At 71.8% G+C, this 17,699-nt stretch carries 13 protein-coding genes; 7 read left to right on the top strand and 6 right to left on the bottom strand.

Annotated features, from left to right (window positions below):
- Window positions 1-67: 67 nt before the first annotated feature.
- Entirely contained in the window at window positions 68-1,234 is a 1,167-nt protein-coding gene (locus ACFXAZ_RS27480; protein ID WP_384596666.1) for an MFS transporter, read from the top strand.
- Between the two features lie 45 nt (window positions 1,235-1,279).
- Here ACFXAZ_RS27480 and ACFXAZ_RS27475 read toward each other — a convergent pair whose 3' ends face one another.
- From ACFXAZ_RS27475 to uppS, 6 genes are all read right to left on the bottom strand, one after another.
- Window positions 1,280-2,800, bottom strand: coding sequence for an alpha/beta hydrolase (locus tag ACFXAZ_RS27475; protein ID WP_384596664.1), 1,521 nt, complete (start codon window positions 2,798-2,800; stop codon window positions 1,280-1,282).
- Window positions 2,801-2,884: 84 nt separating this feature from the next.
- A complete protein-coding gene (locus tag ACFXAZ_RS27470; protein ID WP_384596662.1) occupies window positions 2,885-3,463 on the bottom strand; it encodes an aminotransferase class III-fold pyridoxal phosphate-dependent enzyme in 579 nt (192 codons plus the stop codon).
- A 133-nt stretch (window positions 3,464-3,596) separates the two neighbouring features.
- Window positions 3,597-4,646: a hypothetical protein gene (locus ACFXAZ_RS27465; protein WP_384596661.1), complete on the bottom strand. Its 1,050-nt coding sequence runs from the start codon at window positions 4,644-4,646 to the stop codon at window positions 3,597-3,599.
- A gap of 558 nt (window positions 4,647-5,204) precedes the next feature.
- A complete protein-coding gene (locus ACFXAZ_RS27460) occupies window positions 5,205-6,602 on the bottom strand; it encodes a tol-pal system YbgF family protein (RefSeq protein ID WP_384596659.1) in 1,398 nt (465 codons plus the stop codon).
- Window positions 6,603-6,982: 380 nt separating this feature from the next.
- Window positions 6,983-8,023, bottom strand: coding sequence for a hypothetical protein (locus ACFXAZ_RS27455; RefSeq protein WP_384596657.1), 1,041 nt, complete (start codon window positions 8,021-8,023; stop codon window positions 6,983-6,985).
- 94 nt (window positions 8,024-8,117) lie between these two features.
- Window positions 8,118-8,870, bottom strand: coding sequence for a polyprenyl diphosphate synthase (uppS, locus tag ACFXAZ_RS27450; protein ID WP_384596655.1), 753 nt, complete (start codon window positions 8,868-8,870; stop codon window positions 8,118-8,120).
- Window positions 8,871-9,997: 1,127 nt separating this feature from the next.
- Between uppS and ispH the strand changes: the two genes are divergently transcribed.
- From ispH to ACFXAZ_RS27420, 6 genes are all read left to right on the top strand, one after another.
- Window positions 9,998-11,323, top strand: a complete 1,326-nt coding sequence (gene ispH, locus ACFXAZ_RS27445) for a 4-hydroxy-3-methylbut-2-enyl diphosphate reductase (RefSeq protein ID WP_384596653.1) — start codon at window positions 9,998-10,000, stop codon at window positions 11,321-11,323.
- Window positions 11,320-13,212, top strand: a complete 1,893-nt coding sequence (locus tag ACFXAZ_RS27440) for a 1-deoxy-D-xylulose-5-phosphate synthase (protein WP_384596651.1) — start codon at window positions 11,320-11,322, stop codon at window positions 13,210-13,212. Before ispH ends, ACFXAZ_RS27440 begins: the two co-directional genes overlap by 4 nt.
- Window positions 13,209-14,393: a flavodoxin-dependent (E)-4-hydroxy-3-methylbut-2-enyl-diphosphate synthase gene (gene ispG, locus ACFXAZ_RS27435; protein WP_384596649.1), complete on the top strand. Its 1,185-nt coding sequence runs from the start codon at window positions 13,209-13,211 to the stop codon at window positions 14,391-14,393. The genes ACFXAZ_RS27440 and ispG overlap by 4 nt, the downstream gene beginning before the upstream one ends.
- Window positions 14,390-15,475 (top strand): polyprenyl synthetase family protein, encoded by a 1,086-nt coding sequence (locus tag ACFXAZ_RS27430; RefSeq protein ID WP_384596647.1) that lies wholly within the window; start codon window positions 14,390-14,392, stop codon window positions 15,473-15,475. Before ispG ends, ACFXAZ_RS27430 begins: the two co-directional genes overlap by 4 nt.
- A gap of 230 nt (window positions 15,476-15,705) precedes the next feature.
- Window positions 15,706-16,593: an SAM-dependent methyltransferase gene (locus ACFXAZ_RS27425; RefSeq protein ID WP_384596645.1), complete on the top strand. Its 888-nt coding sequence runs from the start codon at window positions 15,706-15,708 to the stop codon at window positions 16,591-16,593.
- A 163-nt stretch (window positions 16,594-16,756) separates the two neighbouring features.
- Window positions 16,757-17,014: a hypothetical protein gene (locus ACFXAZ_RS27420; RefSeq protein WP_384596643.1), complete on the top strand. Its 258-nt coding sequence runs from the start codon at window positions 16,757-16,759 to the stop codon at window positions 17,012-17,014.
- Window positions 17,015-17,699 lie beyond the last annotated feature (685 nt).

The following is a 17,699-nucleotide window of genomic DNA, read 5'->3' as shown; positions in this document are numbered from 1 at the left end:
GCTGACCGCCCAAGAGCTCCGCCCGCCGACCCTGCGCCGCAGAGTCCTGCCGAGTTACGCACTGGTCATGTTCACCTTGTCGGCGTGCTTCGGCGCCCCGTCGGGAGTCCTGATCGCCGTCCAGGTGGCCGAGCTGGCCCCGGCCGACAAGGTCCAGGTCTTCGGGCTGATCAGCGCGGTCTCCGCACTGGCCAGCTCCGTCGTCACACCATTGGGCGGCGCGCTCTCCGACCGGACCCGCTCCCGGTTCGGCAGGCGCACCCCCTGGATCACGGTGACGGCACTGACCGCCCTGCTCGGCATGGCCGCAACCGGGGCGGCCGGATCGGTGGCGGTGCTGCTCGTCGTCTGGAGCGTGACCAATGTCCTGCTGGGCGTGCTCCAGGCCGTCCTCACCCCGCTCGTCGCCGACCGGATACCCGTCGCGCGGCGAGGCAAGGCCTCCGCGTACCAGGGAGTCGCCTGGCTGGTGGGCAACACCGTCGGCATGGCCGCCGCCAGCCAGTTCACCCTCTCCGTACTCACCGGCTACCTGGTCTTCGGCGGCGCCCTCGCCGCCGCCGCGCTGCTGTTCGTCGTCGTCGCGCCCGAGCCCTCCAGCCTGGACCAGCCGCGCAACCCCATCACCCTGAGCGACCTCAAGGCCCTCTACTGGGTCAGCCCGCGCAGTCACCGGGACTTCGCCTGGGTCTTCACCGCCCGTGCGCTGTACCACCTCGGATACGGCGGCCCGCTCTACTTCCTGCTCTATCTGCTGGAGGACCACATCGGCTACGGGGGCGACGCCGCCGAGGCCGTCGCGGTCCTCGCACTCCTGATTGCGGCCCCGCCGCTGCTGGCCGGCCCCCTGGTGGGGTGGCTCACCGACCGCTCCGGCCGACGCAAGCCCTATGTGATCGGCTCGACGGTGGTGATGTGCGTGGGGATGGCGGTGCCGCTGATCTGGCCCACCTGGCCCGCGATGATCGTCTTCGTGGTGCTGCTGGGCACGGGGCTGGGCGGCTACTACTCCTCCGACGGAGTACTGATGACCCTGGTCCTCCCGCGCGCCGAGGACACCGGCAAGGACATGGGGGTCTTCCTTCTCTCCAGCGGTGTCGCACTGTCCCTGGCCCCGTTCATGGCCTCCCTGGTGGTGACGCATCTGGGCGGCTACCCCGCCCTGTTCGTCACCTCGATCGTGATTCTCGCCCTCGCGGCCCTCGCGGTCCTGCCGGTCCGGGGAGTGCGCTAGCGAGGAGTGGGCCGGCCAGGAGTACGTCGGCCAGGAGTGCGCCGGCTAGGAGGCGCAGGAGACGTCTCCCGCCGGCCGCTCGCCCGTCGTGAGGAACGTGGTCACCGCCCGGTCCCCGCAGGCGTTGCCCGTTCCCAGATACACCCCGTGCCCGCCGCGCTCGACGGTGACCATCCTGGCCCGGTCGCCCAGGGCCTCGCGCATCCGCGATGCGGCGAAGTGCGGTGTCGCGGGGTCCCGGCGGTTCTGGATCAGGAGGATGTTGGAGGGCCCGTCCGAGGTGATCCGGGTGGGCTTCTCCCGCTGGTCGTTCTGCCAGAAGGTGCACGGCGTGATGTTCTTCGGCATACCGCCGGTCAGCGGGTAGAGCGCCCGGTCGACGGCCACGGCCCGCTCGTACCCGGCCGACGGCCCCGGCTCCGGCCAGCGTACGTCGTTGCACACGACAGCGATCGACACGGCCGCGTCCGCGTCCCCCAGCACGCTCGTCAGCGCGGGCCCGAGCACCGGTACACCGTCCGGGTCGTGCGCGGCCCTGACCAGCTTCGCGAGGTCGGTGAACCGCTTGTCGTCGTAGAGCGCGTCGAGCAGCGACTGGCGCAGGCCGTTGCCGGTCAGCTTCAGCGTCGGGTGGGTGGTGTCCTTCGGCTTCCGGTCCAGCGCCGCCATGAGGCCGACGATCAGGGTCCGTACGTCCTCGGGGCGTTGCCCGAGCCGCAGCCCGTCGCTCTCCCGTGCCGGGTCCGCCGCCCAGTTCGCGAAGTCGGGGAACCTGTCCTCCACGGCGCGGGAGGTGTTCGCCAGCCAGCCCCGGCCCACCAGGTGCGGATCGGGGTCCTGAACGCTGTCCATCACCACACGGTCGGTGTGCTGCGGGAACCTCTGCGCGTAGATCGCCGTGACGTACGTCCCGTACGAGGTCGACCAGATCGACAGCCGGCGCTCGCCCAGCGCCTGGCGCAGCCGGTCGATGTCCCGCGCCTCGTTCACACTGCTCATACTGCGCAGCACGGCACCGCCGTTACGCGCGCACAGGTCGGCGATGCGCCGGGACCGCTCCGTACTGCCCCCGATGCCGCCGTCCGCGTCGGGCCAGGACCGCAGGGACGTCAGATACAGGTCCTCGGCCGGCAGCCCGCAGGACGCCTTGGTGCTGTTGCCGGTCCCGCGCGGGTCGAAGCCCACCAGGTCGTACGCGTCACCCACCTGCTCCCGCACCGCCTCCGCCTTCTGCTCCAGCCGCTGCACCCCGGAGACACCGGGCCCGCCGGGAACGACAAGGAGCGTGCCCCGCCGCTCGCCCGGGTCCGCGCTCCGCACCCGCGACACCGCGAGGGAGACCGTCCCGCCGCCCGGGTCGCCGTAGTCCAGCGGCACCTCCAGCGTGGCGCACTGCTGCTTCGGCGGGCCGCCGGGTTTGGCGCAGTCCCGCCAGTCGAGAGCAGGGACGGACGCCCCGCCGGGAGCGGCGGACGGGGAGGGGGCCGCGGTGGCGACTCCGGTGAGGGTCGTGAGGGCGGCGGCGACCGAGAGGGTCAGGGCCGTGGACTTGCGGTAAGCAGCCATGGAACAAGGGTGGTTGACGGAGTGCGTGGCGCCCATCCGGCAGTCGGGAGGCTGCTGGGTGGGGGTAGCCCCCCGTGGGGAGGTTCAACGGGTGCCAGAACTCCGGAAGGCCCGGTCGGCCGTCTGATGGTCCCTGGGTGCCGTACGTGTCCGGGCCCGCCGGAAGTGGAGGGCGGTGGTCGGGCAGCCGGCGAACGGGTCGGACGGGTAGCGCGAGAGGGGCGCGGGGATCACGTGGCGTGGGCCCTTCCCCTGCGGCGGCCCCGCCACCTCCTCCCCCCCTCGCTCCGCTGGTGGTGCCTCCGGTCGTAGGGTTTTGAACGCCTCCGTGACGGCCGTGCGGGTGGCCGCGAGGTCGTCGTCGGTGACCGCGGCGGAGACGAACCAGACGGTCTGGAACATGGCCCCGACGCCCTGCACGGAGCAGGGGATTCCGTGGTCGTGCGCCGCCTTGCGTGCCGCTTCCATCATCTGGCGGCCGGTGTCGTCGATCCGCTGGACGACGGTGGGGTCGCCGAGTTCGCGCAGGGTCACCAGGGCGGCCGTCGCGCACAGGGGCGAGGCGTTGTGCGTGCCGCCGGGCCTGACCTGTCCCGAGGCGAGCGCGTCCATGATCTCCCGGCGTCCGGCGAAGGCGGCCCGCTCCGGCCTTCCTGGCCACATGCCCCAAGCAAGGGCTACTCATCGGAAGCACCCAGGGAGCGCGGACCGCGCATTTCCGCCTGCCCCCCGGTTCGTTCGGCGCTGCGGACGGGACGCTGTCCGCCCGCGGGCGTCAGCAGGTGCGGGCCTGGTGTCAGAGGGACGCGGCTTCCTCCTCCAGGAGGGCCACCTCGGGATGCGCGCTGTAGGGGCGTAGTGCCTGGCGCATGGTGGTGAGGGAGGCGGTGGCGCGGGCTGATCGTAGGCCGGGGTAATCGGTGAGGAAGTGTTTCCAGGTGGTGAGGGATTCTTCGAGGTTGCCCTGGAGGAGTTGTGATTCGGCCAGGAGTGCCGTGGTCAGGGCGCGGGCGCGGCGTGCCTGGGGTGCGCGGGCGTGGAGGGAGGCGTGGAAGGCCTGGTCCGCCGCCTGGTGGTCCTTGAGCGCGGTCAGTGTCCGGGCCCGCTGGTAGTGGAGGGCCGCGGTCGGGTAGCTGTCGAAGGGGTCGGTGGGGTCCTGGTCGGCGTGGCTGTGCAGGGCTTCCGCGTGGTGCAGGGCGCGGAGGGAGCGCTGTCGGTCCTTGGCCCGTGCTTGTGCCAGTGCCAGTTGGGACTGGGTGAAGGACTGGGTGAGGGGCGAGGAGTGGCGGGTCGCGGTGGCGGCGGCCTGTTCGGTGAGGGTGAGTGCGGCCTGCTGGTGTCCGAGGTCCAGTGCGTGGGAGGCGAGGGTTCGGATGGCGATGGTGTAGGTGTGGGGGTCTTCGGCCTCGGCGGCGAGGTGGGCGGCGGTGCGGTGGTAGTCCTGGGCCAGGGCGTGGTGCTCGTCGTCGGCGCACATGTTGCCCAGGAGGATGGTGAGCTGGGCGGTGTGGGTGAGGAGCCGGCGGTGTACGTGGTCGCTGGCGCCGGCGAGGAGCCAGGGGATGGCGTCGTCGGCCAGGTAGGCGGTGAGGGCGGTGCGGGCGTGACCGCCGCCGAAGGTGCCCATCGTGGCGGCGAAGAACGCGGTCACGCTCTTGAGTGCCCGCACTTCCGCGTGGCCCACGCGACTTCCGGCCGGGACGCCGGAGCGGCGGGCCGTGGCCCGCGAGAAGAGGTCCTCCCAGTCGGGGACGGTCAGCGCGGAGGGGCTGTAGACCGCGTCTCCCGTCGGTTTGCCTCGGCTGGGGTCCGGTTGGCTGGTGATGAGCTTGGCCAGATGGTGCATGGGGTGTGCCTCCCAGGGCCAGTCCGGTATGCGGGGGGGGCGGGGACCGGGTCGGATCGGCGGCGGCGGCCGTGGTCTGCCCAGGCGCCGGGAAAGTGGCACCAGGATGTAGGCGGGCACGGGGTGGACCAGGAGGTGCGTCCGCGCGCCGACGTGCGTTGTCGGGCGGTGCACGGTCCGGTCGTGACCGTGTTCGGACGCCACCGGGGATACGGCATGGGCACGGGGTCGCGTTCCACGCCGCGTCCTCCTGGGGCGCGAGCCGTGCGTCTGGTCACTGAGACGATGCTTTTCCCGTTCTCAGCCCCCCGCCAAGGTGTCCCGGATGCCGCGCCGTTCACAAGGGCGCACGGGCGCAGCACGGGCGGCACGGACGGCACGCATCCGCGCGCCGATGCCTCGGCACGGGGACGGGTTCGTTGATGGGTGTCCCTGGATCAAAGACACCCGCCCTGATCGGTCGCTGACCGCCGGTGCACCGCCGGGAAGTGTCGCGGGCCGCGCGGGGAGCCCGTTGATGGGCATGCAGCGGCAGGTCGCGGCGTTTCTGGGGGTGCGTCAGGTCGGCGGCTCGGCTGCCGGGACACGTGGTCCGTCTTCGTTGCCGAGGGCCTGGGCGGTGTCGAGCACGTGAGCGCTGTGGGGGTGGCGCACGTAGGGGCGCAGGCCGGCCCGGAGTCGCGCCAGTGCGGAGTCCGCGAGGGTGGAACGCAGCAGGGGGTAGCGCTGGAGAAAGATGGTCCAGGCGTTGCAGGCGGCGTCGAGGTGGCCCATGCGGAGCAGTGTTTCGGCTCGTCGTGCCTGGGTGAGGCTGGTCTGCCGGTGGTCGTGGGGCCGGCGGTGGCGCAGGGAGCCGTCGAAGGCCCGCAGAGCCTGGGGAAGTTCGTTGAGTGCCAGGAGGATCTCGCCACGCTGGTAGTGGAATCCGGCGGTGGGATAGGTGGCGAAGGGACCTTGGTTCGCGGGGCCCGGGACGTGGTGGCGCTCGGCGTCTATCAGGTCTGTCAGGGCCTCGTGCTTGCGGTGGTCACGGGCGCGGGTGAGGGCCCGCTGGGAGAGCAGGAAGGCGCGTGTGGCGCCTGAGACGTCCCGTGGTGCGGTGTGGAGCGCGGCGTCGGCGAGGTCCGCGGCGACGTGTGGGTGTCCGCGCTCCAGGGTCTGGAGGCTGAGGGCGCGCAGGGTGATGGCGTAGGTGCGGCGGTCACGGGCCTGGTGGGCGAGGTCGAGGGCGGTGAGCAGATAGCTCTTGGCCAAGGAGTGGCGGCCGGTGTCGCTGGTCATCTTCGCGAGCACGTGGCTGAGTTCGGCGACATGGGTGAGCAGGCCGCGGCGTGCGGCCTGCTCGGTGGGCCGGGCCAGGAGGGCGGCGGCGTCGTCGGTGAGGTAGGCGGCCAGAGCGGAGCGGGCGTGGCCGCCGCCGTGATGGTCCATCTGCCGGGCGAAGAGGGCCGCCATTTCCACCAGGTTGCGCGCGTCTGCCCCCCTCGGTCCGGCGGTGCCCGGTGCTGGGGAGGGAGAGGGTGTGGGGGTGGTCGGCCAGGGCAGTGGCGCGACGGAGGGCGGTGTGTAGATCTCGCGGGTCAGGGCGGATCGTGTCGTGGGCAGGACATCGGCGCGGGTCAGTGAGATGAGGCGGGTGAGGGGATCGCTCTCCTGTCCCGTGTCTGTCTCCGCCCCCTGCGCGCGGCCGGGCTCCACGGTCTCTCTGGCCAGTCCGGTGTCGTCGGGCAGTACCGGGCGCCGCAGACGGCGGGCGAGGACGGCGGCGGTCAGCTGGGGAACGGGTGGGCGTGGACGGGAGCCGCGCAGCCAATGGGCGACCGAGGTGCGGTCGTAGCGCAGGTCCAGGCTCTGCGCCCGTCCCTCCAGGTTGACGGCGTGGGCCAGCTCGCCGGCCGTCCAGTCCGCCTCAAGGAGCAGCTCCTTGAGCTGCTGGTTCGGGGCGTTGCGTGCCATGACCTCTCCGGTGACCACGCGGTGGAACGGGGCACGGGCGGGCCGCCGGTGCAGGCGGGGCGAGGTCCGGTGCCGTTCTCGTGACGGGTCGTGGTGTTGCTGACGGCCTGTCGTGCGTGCCTCTGAGAGGGCGCGGAGTGGTGGTTCCTCCGGCACCGGAGCCGACGGGAGCCTGCACAGGCGGCGATGTGTGTGCGGATGGGGGGGTCTGGCATCACATACCCGTTGCGGGGTGGTTGGCAAGAGACCTGTGGCGATGAATGCGTGAACGTGTTGAACACCGTTGGTCGCCCCGTCCGCCGAGCGATCCGGCGGTGTACGAACCCGGCTGGTTCCGGCTCAGGCTCCGGGGGCGACCGCGCTCCGGGCGACAGCGGCCGTCACGGTGTCTGGGGGCTGGTGCCGAAGTAGTGATCGAGCCTGTAGCGCGGGGCGTTGAGGCCCCAGTCGTAGAAGCCGCGCAGCATGTCGTCCGAGGCCGACAGGAAGCGGTTCAGTTCGGGACTGGCCCAGGTGGCCAGCTGGGCTCGCGTCGCGAGATACGCCTCCATGTCCCGGCGGTGCAGACGAGCGGTCTCCGTGATCGCGGCTTGTACGTCCAGTCCGTCGTGTTGTGCCAGGGAGGTGGGGAGATTGAGCGGCCTGGGCCCCTCCGTGTCGCGTTCCTTGCCGTAGGAGAACACGTCGTCGGCCCAGCTGTTGAGGTTGGACACGTGGCTGCGCAGCTTGCGGACCGCGGGATGCTGATACTCCTCGGGGGGAACTTCGTAGCCCGCGGCGATGTCCTCAAGGGCGAGGGCTGCCGGGGTCGCGCACGTCATGCGCCGCCCGATGGCGTATTCCGCCGGGGACGGTGTCGTGGAGTGGACATGATGGCCGGACTCCCACAGCGTACCGAGGAAGTAGTAGTCCATCTCCGTCACGAAGCGCATGTACTGGGTGTGGCTGGAGCGGTGGGCGATGGACTGGCACACGTCGTGCATGGCCTCGGCCAGGCCGTGACACATGGCCTTGTCGGCTTCGTCCAGATCGACGGTGACGGTGAGGGCGAGACTCTCGGCGGCGGTCAGGCTGCCCACTTCCATGATCTCGCGCATCCAGGCATAGAAGGCGGCCAGTCTGGCCGTGTCCTGGCCGAGAGTCCCGGTGTCGCAGATGGAGTCGTCGACGACGAAGATCCAGGCGTACAGATTCGTCACCGCACGCAGTCCGTCGGAATCGGCATCCGGGTACTCGCGGCCGACGAGTTCGGCGAAGCGGGTGTGTCGGAAGGCCGCCTCGCGCTCGGGTTCCGCCAGCAGGCCGTGACCGATCAGCCAGTCGAGCATCTCGTTCTCGACCTGGTCGGTCTCGGGGTGGACCCGTGGCGGGAAGGGATAGTGGAGATACGGGAGGTGCAGTGCTACGGGGGTGGCGGTCATCTGCTGCTGCCTTTCGCCGGGTCGGTCACTGGTCTCGTTCGGGCTGTCGCTGTGCGAGGTGTCGGGGGGCCTGGGGGCCTGGGGGCCTGTCGGGTCAGAGGCCGTAGGTGCGGGCGCGGTTGCTGTACCAGGTCAGTGCGGTGTCGAGGTCCGCCTTGGTGAAGGCGGGCCAGGGTGTGGGGCAGAAGTAGTGTTCGGCGTAGGTGGTCTGCCAGGGCATGAAGCCGGAGAGGCGTTGTTCGCCCGCGGCCCGGATGACCAGGTCGGGGTCGGGCTGGCCGGCGGTGTCCAGGTGCTTGCTGATGTCGTCGGGGCTGAGGTGCTGGATCAGGTGGTCGAGGGTTCCTGCCTGTTGGTGGCTGGTGATCAGGGCTTGGAAGCTGCGGAGGATTTCGTCACGGCCTCCGTAGGCGATGGCGATGTTGACGACCGGCCGGTCGAGTCGCCGGGTCTGCTCCGCGGCGGTGTCCAGTGCTCGGGTGATCCGCGGTGGCAGGCAGTGCGGGGTGCCGAGGTAGCGGATACGCCACCGGCCGGTGTCCGCGATGGTCTGGGTGGTGTCGGCGATGACCTGGACGAGTGCGTCGACGTGGGCGGCGGGGCGGTGGATGTTCTCGGTGGACAGCGGCCACAGGGTGACGGTGGTGAGGCCGGTGATGTCCTGGCACCAGGTGAGAAATTCCAGGACCTTCTCACCGCCGCGCCGGTGGACGTCCAGGGGGCTGTGTCCGTGGGCGCGGGCCCAGCGCCGGTTGCCGTCGGGGATCACCGCCACATGGCGCGGGGTGGACTCCTGGTCTGCCCGGTGGCCGCGTTCCTGGTGGGAGGGCGTGCTGATGAGGGACATTGCATCCTCTTCTGGGAGGTCGTCCGTCGACGAGGTGGGCTGCTGATGTACGGATCTCGGGGCTGACTTGGTCCGCTCGGGGCGGCTGGAGCAGGTGCAAAAGACACGGGAGCCCAGGACGAACTCCGGACGGCAGGCCCGGCCACCGGACCGCGTCCACCGTCGTCAGGCGGTGTTCGGTGGCCACGGCAAGGCCGCGGGGGCGATCTCGCGGACGGGGAGTGTGCCGAGGACGCCCTTTGGCACCCGGCCGCTGTCCTCGGCGAAGAGGGCAGGTCTCCGTTCGCGGGGAGCGGGTGAGGACCCGGCCGGGGGCGTGATCCGCTGCGCCTCCTGACCACCGGATCGGCGCGTGATGCGGCGCTTGCCGGGGAGAGGAGCACTCAGCGGTGGGTTCCTCCAGCATCGGAGCCGGCGAAACTCAACGGCTGCCGATGGTCGGACGAGGAGTCACCCACATCAGACACCCACCGCCGGGCACCGGCAAGACACCTGTGTCCGCGGGTCCGTGAACGCGTTGAACGCCCGGATGCCTTCGCCCCCCGAACGAATCCGGCGGTAGGCGGAGTCGGCCGGCCCGTTGCCGCCCGTCGCCGGCCCGGCGTGGCTGATCCCGCGCACATGTCCAGGAGCCGCGGGTCCGTATCCCCGGTCGCCGGGCCGACGCCATCCCGGTGATCGGGGCGAGGCGTCGTACGCCGGAGGGGGCCGCCGCCTGGTCCGGCCGGCCCCGGGTGAAAGGCCGTCCGGCCGACCCCGGGTGAAAGGCCGTCCGGCCGTCGGCCCGACATTCGTGATGCCCTCCCGGCCTGCCCGGACCACGTGTTGCGGGCTGCGGCGAGCCCAAGGGGGGGACGGCCTCCCCGGGGACGTCGACCGGATCGTCCGTTCAACGCGTGCACGCATGGATCATGTCCGGCCCTTGCCGCCCAGGGCGCGCCGGGTGCTTGATGAGGGAGTGCTCGGGCGGAACCGGTTCAGGCCGTGACGCGCCTGCCGGTCCAGTGCGAGGACGCCACCGTCCTTCGCCGGAGGCGAAACCTCACCGACCTGCCCGCCCGGCCCCGTTGTTCACGGCTTTCCATCGAAACCACGTTCCCTCGGCATGCTCGAAGGAGGCGGCCCCCTTGATCGGCCCGGAGATCCGCACTTGTCCAGCGGTACTGCCCGCGCCCGCCCTGGCGCCGGGGGAGGTGTTGGTGGCCACGGAGGTCACACCCCAGGCGGGCCCCCGTGCTCCCTGTCCTGCTGCCCCACTGGCGGCGGCCGAACTGGAGCGGGCGGGTGCCCGGGTGCGCACCGCGCCGGTGACGCTGCTCCCGGAAGGCGCCACCAGCACCGTCCGGTTGGTGATGGCCGAAGCGGCGACGGGAGCGGCGGCGCGGGGGCCGGTGCTGGCCTGCGGCGCGCTGGTGCCCGCCGGCCACCGAGCCGAAGGCACCCCCATCGCACCCGACCGCCGTGCCTGGGGCCTGGCCTGGAACGCCGTGGAGACCTGGGCCCGCCTCGCCCGCCCCCGCACGGTGCTGCTGGCGGCGCCGCGTTCGTTCTGCGCCGGGGTGGAGCGGGCGATCGAGACGGTGGAGAGCCTGCTGGACCAGTACGCGCCCGCCGGTGTCCCGGTGTTCGTGCGCAAGCAGATCGTCCACAACACCCATGTCGTCCGCGATCTGGAACGGCGTGGCGCGGTGTTCGTGGAGGAGCTGGACGAGGTGCCCGACGGAGGACTGGTGGTGTTCTCCGCCCACGGTGTGTCGCCCGCGGTGCGCACGGAGGCGGAACGGCGTGGACTGGGCGTGGTCGACGCGACGTGTCCGCTGGTGACCAAGGTGCACGCCGAGGCTCGTCGGTTCGCCGAGCGGGGTTCCGCCATCGTCCTGATCGGGCACGCGGGCCACGAGGAGGTCGAGGGCACCTTCGGTGAGGCGCCGCAGGCGACCATCCTGGTCCAGGACACGGACGACGTGGCGGCCCTCGACCTGCCCGCCGACGCCGATGTCGCCTACCTCACCCAGACGACGCTGGCCGTGGACGAGACCGCGGAGGTGATCGACGCGCTCGGCGAGCGGTTCGAGAACCTGCGCGCCCCGCTCTCCCAGGACATCTGCTACGCCACCACCAACCGTCAGCTCGCGCTGCGGGCGGTCGCCGCCGAATCCGATCTGGTGCTGGTGATCGGGTCGCCGAACTCCTCCAACTCGGTACGGCTGGTGGAACTGTGCCGCCGCGAGGGAACCATGGCCCAGCTGATCGAGGATGTCTCCGCGATCCGCCCGGGGTGGCTGGAGGCGGCGGCCCGGATCGGCCTGACCGCGGGCGCGTCCGCCCCGCCGGCCCTGGTCGACGACGTCATCGCCGCTCTGCGCGGGCTGGGGCCGGTGACCGTCGACGAACGGACCACGACCGTCGAGACAGTCCGCTTCGCTCCCCCTTCTTCTGTGAGGCCCCGATGACCACCGCCCCTGTCCCTTCCTCCGATGCCGAGGTCCCCTCCGGTGCGGAGGAGTTCCCACTGCTGGCCGAGGCGAATACCCCGAAGGCGCTGCGTGCCCTGCCGTCGGCGCGGCTGCCGGACCTGGCGGCGGAGATCCGGGCGTTCCTGATCGGCAGGGTCGCGGCGAGCGGCGGCCATCTCGGCCCCAACCTGGGCGTGGTGGAGCTGACGATCGCCCTGCACCGGGTCTTCGAGTCACCGCACGACACCGTGCTGTTCGACATCGGCCACCAGGCGTACGTCCACAAGATCCTCACCGGGCGGTCCGGCGGCTTCTCGGAGCTCCGCCGGGCGGGAGGTCTGTCCGGGTATCCCTCACGCGCCGAGTCCGCGCACGATGTCATCGAGAACTCACACGCCTCCACGGTCCTGTCGTACGCGGACGGACTGGCCCGGGCCCGCCGGATGTCCGGCGAGCGGGACCGGGCGGTGGTCGCGGTGATCGGGGACGGGGCGCTGACCGGCGGCATGGCGTGGGAGGCGCTGAACAACATCGGCGCCGGTCCGTGGCACCCGCTGATCGTGGTCCTCAACGACAACGGCCGCTCCTACGCCCCCACCACCGGCGCGGTGGCGGCGCATCTGGCTGCCCTGAGGCGCGGTACCGGCGCCGAGGCGTGGCGGAACGTCTTCACCGATCTCGGGTTCGCCTACCTGGGGCCGGTCGACGGCCACGACACCGCCGGGCTCGAATCGGTGCTGCGCGCGGCCCGGGCACTGGGCCGACCGGTTGTGGTCCATGCGATGACCGTCAAGGGCAAGGGCTATGCACCGGCCGAGCGGGACGAGGCGGACTGCCTGCACGCGGTCGGCGCGATCGACCCCGCGACGGGGCGGCCCGCCCCGGGCACCGGTCCCACCCCGCTCTCCTGGACGGATGTCTTCGGCCGGGAGCTGCTGCGCCTGGCCGGGGAGCGTGAGGACGTCGTCGCGCTCACGGCGTCGATGCTGCGTCCGACCGGGCTGCACCCCACGGCGACCAGGTTCCCGGGAAGGGTTCTCGATGTCGGGATCGCCGAGCAGCACGCCGTCACCTGCGCGGCCGGGCTGGCGACCGGCGGCTACCACCCGGTCGTGGCCATCTACGCCACCTTCCTGAACCGCGCCTTCGACCAGGTCCTGATGGACGTGGCCCTGCACCGGCTGCCGGTGACCTTCGTGCTCGACCGGGCCGGGATCACCGGTCCCGACGGCCCCTCCCACCACGGCATGTGGGACCTGTCCCTGCTCAGCATGGTGCCGGGCCTGCGTATCGCCGCCCCCCGCGACGCCGAGCGGCTCGGCGTGCTGCTGCGCGAGGCCGTCCACAGCGAGGGACCCACCGCCCTGCGCCTGCCCAAGGGAACACCGCCCGCCGACATCGAGGCCGTGGCCCGTATGGACGGGGTGGACATCCTGCGCCGCAGCCCGCACCGCCCGCTGGACGTCCTGATCGTCGCGGTCGGGCCACTGGCCCAGGCGTGTCTGGAGGCGGCTGCCCTCCTGGAGAGGGAGGGCATCGGGGTCACCCTCGCCGATCCCGGCTGGATCCATCCGGTCAACCCCGCGCTGGCCACACTGGCGGCCCGACACCGGCTGGTGGCCACCGTCGAGGACGGCGTCCGTACCGGCGGCATCGGCGCCGCCCTCACCCAGATCCTCCAGGACACCCACATACCGACCCCGGTCACCGTGCTGGGTCTGCCGCCCGCGTTCATCCCGCACGGCACCCGCCCCAGCCTCCTCAGCCAGGCGGGCCTGGACGGTCCCGGCATCGCCCGCGGCATCAGGACCCGCCTCGACAGCCCGCCGCCGGCATCCGCGATCGCCGGTGCCGCCAGCGGCACGTCGGCGAGGGGGACCGGGTGACCACCGACCTCGGCCTTCCTCAACTCCCCAGGACTCCGGTGCGCCGCCCAACCCGCCAACTCCACGTCGGGAATGTCCCGGTGGGCGGCGGCGCGCCGGTCTCGGTCCAGACCATGACCACCACCCTCACCGCCGACGTCGACGCCACCCTCCAGCAGATCGCGGAGGTCACCGCCGCGGGCTGCGACATCATCCGCGTGGCCGTCCCCTCCCAGGACGACGCCGACGCCCTCCCCGCCATCGTGGCCAAGTCCAAACTCCCCGTCGTCGCCGACATCCACTTCCAGCCCCGCTACGTCTTCGCCGCCATCGACGCCGGCTGCGCCGCGGTACGGGTCAACCCCGGCAACATCAAGAAGTTCGACGACCGGGTCGGCGAGATCGCCGCCGCGGCCTCCGCCGCCGGTGTGCCGATCCGGATCGGCGTCAACGCCGGATCCCTGGACCCCCGCCTGCTGGCCAAGCACGGCAAGGCCACACCCGAGGCCCTGGTCGAGTCCGCGCTGTGGGAATGCTCCCTCTTCGAGGAGCACGGCTTCCGCGACATCAAGATCGCGGTCAAGCACCACGACCCGCTCACCGTCATCGCCGCCTACCGCCTGCTCTCCGCCCGCTGCGAGTACCCCCTCCATCTCGGCGTCACCGAGGCCGGACCCGCCTTCCAGGGCTCCATCAAGTCCGCCGTCGCCCTGGGCGTCCTGCTCGCCGAGGGCATCGGTGACACCATCCGCGTCTCCCTGTCCGCACCGCCCGTCGAACAGGTCAAGGCGGGCTGCCACATCCTGTCCTCCCTCGGCCTGCGCCCCCGCAAGCTGGAGATCGTGTCCTGCCCCGGCTGCGGACGCCTCCAGGTCGACATCCACCGTCTGGCCGCGCAGGTCGAGGCCGCCTTCGACGGCTTCCCCCACCCCATCCGGGTCGCCGTCATGGGCTGCGTCGTCAACGGCCCCGGAGAGGCCCGCGAAGCCGACATCGGGGTCTCCTCCGGCAACGGCAAGGGCCAGATCTTCGTCCGGGGCAGGACCGTACGCACCGTCCCCGAACATCAGATCGTCGAGACGCTGCTGGACGAGGCCCTGCGCCTGACCGAGACCACGGAGGCGACGACGGCTCCGGCCGCCCCTCGTGAACCGGCCCCGCGCTCCCCCGACCAGCAGAACGACAGTGAGGACGCGCCATGACCACCGCCCCCGCGGCACCTTCCCCGATGGATCCCGCCACCATCAGCGCCACGACCTGCACCCTCATCCACGAGTTCCTCGACGAATGCGAACGGTCGGCCACCACCCTGCCGGAACTGACCGAGTTCACCGGCCTGCTGCGGGACATGCTCGACTCAGGGGGCAAGCGGATCAGGCCCACGCTGTGCGTCGTCGGCTGGCAGGCCGTCCACGACACCTCACCGCCTACGGCCGTGCTCCGCGTCGCCGCCTCACTCGAACTGTTCCACGCCTTCGCCCTGATCCACGACGACATCATGGACAGTTCCGACACCCGCCGAGGCCGCCCCACCGCACACCGCGCCCTCGCCGCCCGTCTCGCGGACCACCCCGACGCCACGGCCGTGGGGACCAACGCGGCGATCATTCTCGGTGACCTCGTCCTGTGCTGGTCGTACGACCTCATCCACCTCCACGCCACGCGGGACCTGACCCCGGAGCAACGGTCCGTGGCCTGGCCGCTGCTGAACGCCCTGCGGACCGAGACCCTGATGGGCCAGTACCTCGACCTGATCGCCACCGGACGCCCCACCGCGGACGCCGACATCGCCTGGCGCATCATCCGCCACAAAACCGCCCGCTACACCATCGAACACCCCCTGCGCATCGGCGCCGCACTGGCCGGCGCAGACCCGGAGCAGCTACGAGCCCTGTCCGCGTACGCGCTGCCGCTGGGCGAGGCGTTCCAGCTCCGCGACGACATGCTCGGCGTCTTCGGCGACCCCGCGCGCACCGGCAAGTCCGCCATGGACGACCTCCGTACGGCCAAGCACACGGTCCTCGTCGCCACCGCCCTCCAGCGCGCCTCCCCGGCCGACGCCCGCGTCCTCAGGTCCCTGCTCGGCGACAGCGCACTCGACGAGGACGGCGCCCGGAGGATCCGCGAGATCCTCACCGCCACCGGCGCGGTCGCCGCCGTGGAACGCGCGGTGAACGAACGGTACGAGCAGGCGCTGGGCGCCCTGACGACATCCTGTCTGGCGTCCGGCGCCGTCGCCGAACTCCGGCGCCTGGCCGCGTCCGTGGCCATCAGAAGCACCTGAACCCGGCGAAACCCACGGCCGGCACACCCTGTGCGCGGCAGACCGCCATCCGATCGCCGGCTCCGGCTCCGGCAAGAGGCGATCACCTCGCCCGGCACTTGAACCGGACCGCCCGGACGTACCGGATCCGACGAAGGACCAAGGACGAACCCCGAACCCCCGCCCGATCCTCAGCCGCACCCTCTGACATCACCGCGAGATCCCGACCCACACCCACCGGAGACACACCCATGGACCTCCAGACCGACGCCGCGCAGAACGTCATACGCGACGACTACGAGCACCGCCTGCACCAGCACTGGGCGGAGAAGCAGAACGACCCGATCAACCTGCTCCTCGGCGAGGAGGACGGCCTCTACCACCACCACTTCGCCACCGGCGACTTCGACCGCTCCATCCTCGACGCGCCCGCCGAACAACGCGACCGGCTCATCCTGGCGGAGATGCACCGCATGGAGAACGACCAGGTCAACCTCATCCTCGACCGCCTGGGCCCGGTCCCCGCCCGCGCCCGGGTGCTGGACGCCGGCTCCGGACGGGGCGGCACCTCCTTCGCCATCCACGACACGTTCGGCTGCGCGGTCGACGGCGTCAACTTCTGCACCCACCACATCGACTTCGCCCGCCGGCTCGCCGAGCGCCGCGGCGCCGCGGCGTCCGTGCGGTTCACCTACGCCAACATGGTCGCCACCCCCTTCCCGGACGCCTCGTTCCAGTACGTCGTCACCAACGAGACGACCATGTACGTCGACCTCTTCGAGGCGTTCAGGGAGTTCGCCCGCCTCCTGGAGCCCGGCGGCCGGTACGTCCTGGCCACCTGGTGCGCCAACGACGCCGTCGCCCTCGACACACCCGAGGTCAAGGCCATCGACGAGCACTACGTGTGCCACATCCACCCCCGCAGCACCTACTTCGAGGCCCTCGCCGCCAGCGGCCTCGCCCCCATCGAGGTCACCGACTTCACCCAGGACGCCATCCCCTACTGGGAACTGCGCAACCACTGCGACCTGCGCACCGGCGTCGAGACCCCGTTCCTCGACGGACACCGGTCCAACACCCTCAACTACCTGACCATCACCGCCGAACGCGTCCTCACCCCCACCACCGCGCAGCGGTAGTCCCGCCGGACGGGCCCCGTCCGACCTGCTGGAGGCGCTGTGGGACGTGCCGGTCTTCGTCGTCAACTGCCGCGGTGGGGCCCCCGAAGCCCCACCCACCCCCGCTCCCGACGAGAAGGCCGGCCGGAATGAACCCGCAGCGCCCGCCCTGGCATCGAAGGAGATGTCGGATCCGGCGCACCTCAAGGCAGACGTCGAGCACGTCCCGGACACCTTCCTCGCCCGCGAGGCGGGATCGACGACAGCGGATGGCCGCCTGCCGAACCCGGCGGCCCCGGTGGAGGAGTTCCCGGGCGCCGAGGGCAAGGGCATCCGTCCGGTCCTGACGCCGGTCGGCCGGCACGCCGCGGGCGCCACCGTCCGCCGGGCCGGGGCCGCACTCGGCACACACCTGTCTCCCGCGACCCACGCGACGCGCTAGCCGCCGCGGACCGTTTGGGTGAAGGCAGGGCCATCCTCATCGGCGGCCTCGCCCTCGTCCATCCCCGAAGGGTACGAGCGGGCCCTGTCCGCTCCGGAGAGCGCCTGTCCCGGAGATCGTGGTCTACCGGACCGAACAGAGAACCTCCGGGCGGTACGCCCCCCACCCGCCCCCACTGCCACCACCTCCCCGGGCCAGCCTCCAACATGTACCGGTCACTCAGGCGTACGGGCGGGGCGGGAGGCCGGCTCGGCGGGCACGGCCCGGTCCGCACCGCCGCCGTGCTCCGGACCGCTCGTCACCCGGACGCCGCCAGAGTCGCCGCGGGCTCTGTCGGCCGACCAGTGCGTGTACGACGTCCTGGACGAGGAGATGGCCCGGCCCGCCCCCGCTCCACCACGCCGCTCTCGACATCCACGGCCGGGTCGGCATGAGGAAGGCCGTCGTTCCCGGGCGCCGGGCGACGCCCGGTGGGCTTCTCATGCGCGGCCCCAGCCACCGCGTCCGACGTCACCGCCCGACGGACCACTGGCTGCCGCACACTTGACGGCTTCGGCTCCGTCCCCCGGACGGCTCACGGCGCTGGCCGCCTCCTTGCTCCTGCGGAAACGTGGCAGTGGCCACGGAGGGGGGAGGACCCCACGGCCTGCGACGGGAGAGAGACCACGATGGCCGAGTCCACCGA

The organism is Streptomyces sp. NPDC059477, assembly GCF_042749375.1.
Lineage (GTDB): Bacteria > Actinomycetota > Actinomycetes > Streptomycetales > Streptomycetaceae > Streptomyces.
Note: the sequence above shows the minus strand (reverse complement) of the source record. Positions and strands in the feature narration are given on the sequence as shown.

Coding starts and splice junctions, on each gene's coding strand:
- ACFXAZ_RS27480 (WP_384596666.1), top strand. CDS start 68: ATGTTCACCTTGTCGGCGTGCTTCGGCGCCCCGTCGGGAGTCCTGATC.
- ACFXAZ_RS27475 (WP_384596664.1), bottom strand. CDS start 2,800: ATGGCTGCTTACCGCAAGTCCACGGCCCTGACCCTCTCGGTCGCCGCC.
- ACFXAZ_RS27470 (WP_384596662.1), bottom strand. CDS start 3,463: ATGTGGCCAGGAAGGCCGGAGCGGGCCGCCTTCGCCGGACGCCGGGAG.
- ACFXAZ_RS27465 (WP_384596661.1), bottom strand. CDS start 4,646: ATGCACCATCTGGCCAAGCTCATCACCAGCCAACCGGACCCCAGCCGA.
- ACFXAZ_RS27460 (WP_384596659.1), bottom strand. CDS start 6,602: ATGGCACGCAACGCCCCGAACCAGCAGCTCAAGGAGCTGCTCCTTGAG.
- ACFXAZ_RS27455 (WP_384596657.1), bottom strand. CDS start 8,023: ATGACCGCCACCCCCGTAGCACTGCACCTCCCGTATCTCCACTATCCC.
- uppS (WP_384596655.1), bottom strand. CDS start 8,870: ATGTCCCTCATCAGCACGCCCTCCCACCAGGAACGCGGCCACCGGGCA.
- ACFXAZ_RS27440 (WP_384596651.1), top strand. CDS start 11,320: ATGACCACCGCCCCTGTCCCTTCCTCCGATGCCGAGGTCCCCTCCGGT.
- ACFXAZ_RS27430 (WP_384596647.1), top strand. CDS start 14,390: ATGACCACCGCCCCCGCGGCACCTTCCCCGATGGATCCCGCCACCATC.
- ACFXAZ_RS27425 (WP_384596645.1), top strand. CDS start 15,706: ATGGACCTCCAGACCGACGCCGCGCAGAACGTCATACGCGACGACTAC.
- ACFXAZ_RS27420 (WP_384596643.1), top strand. CDS start 16,757: ATGTCGGATCCGGCGCACCTCAAGGCAGACGTCGAGCACGTCCCGGAC.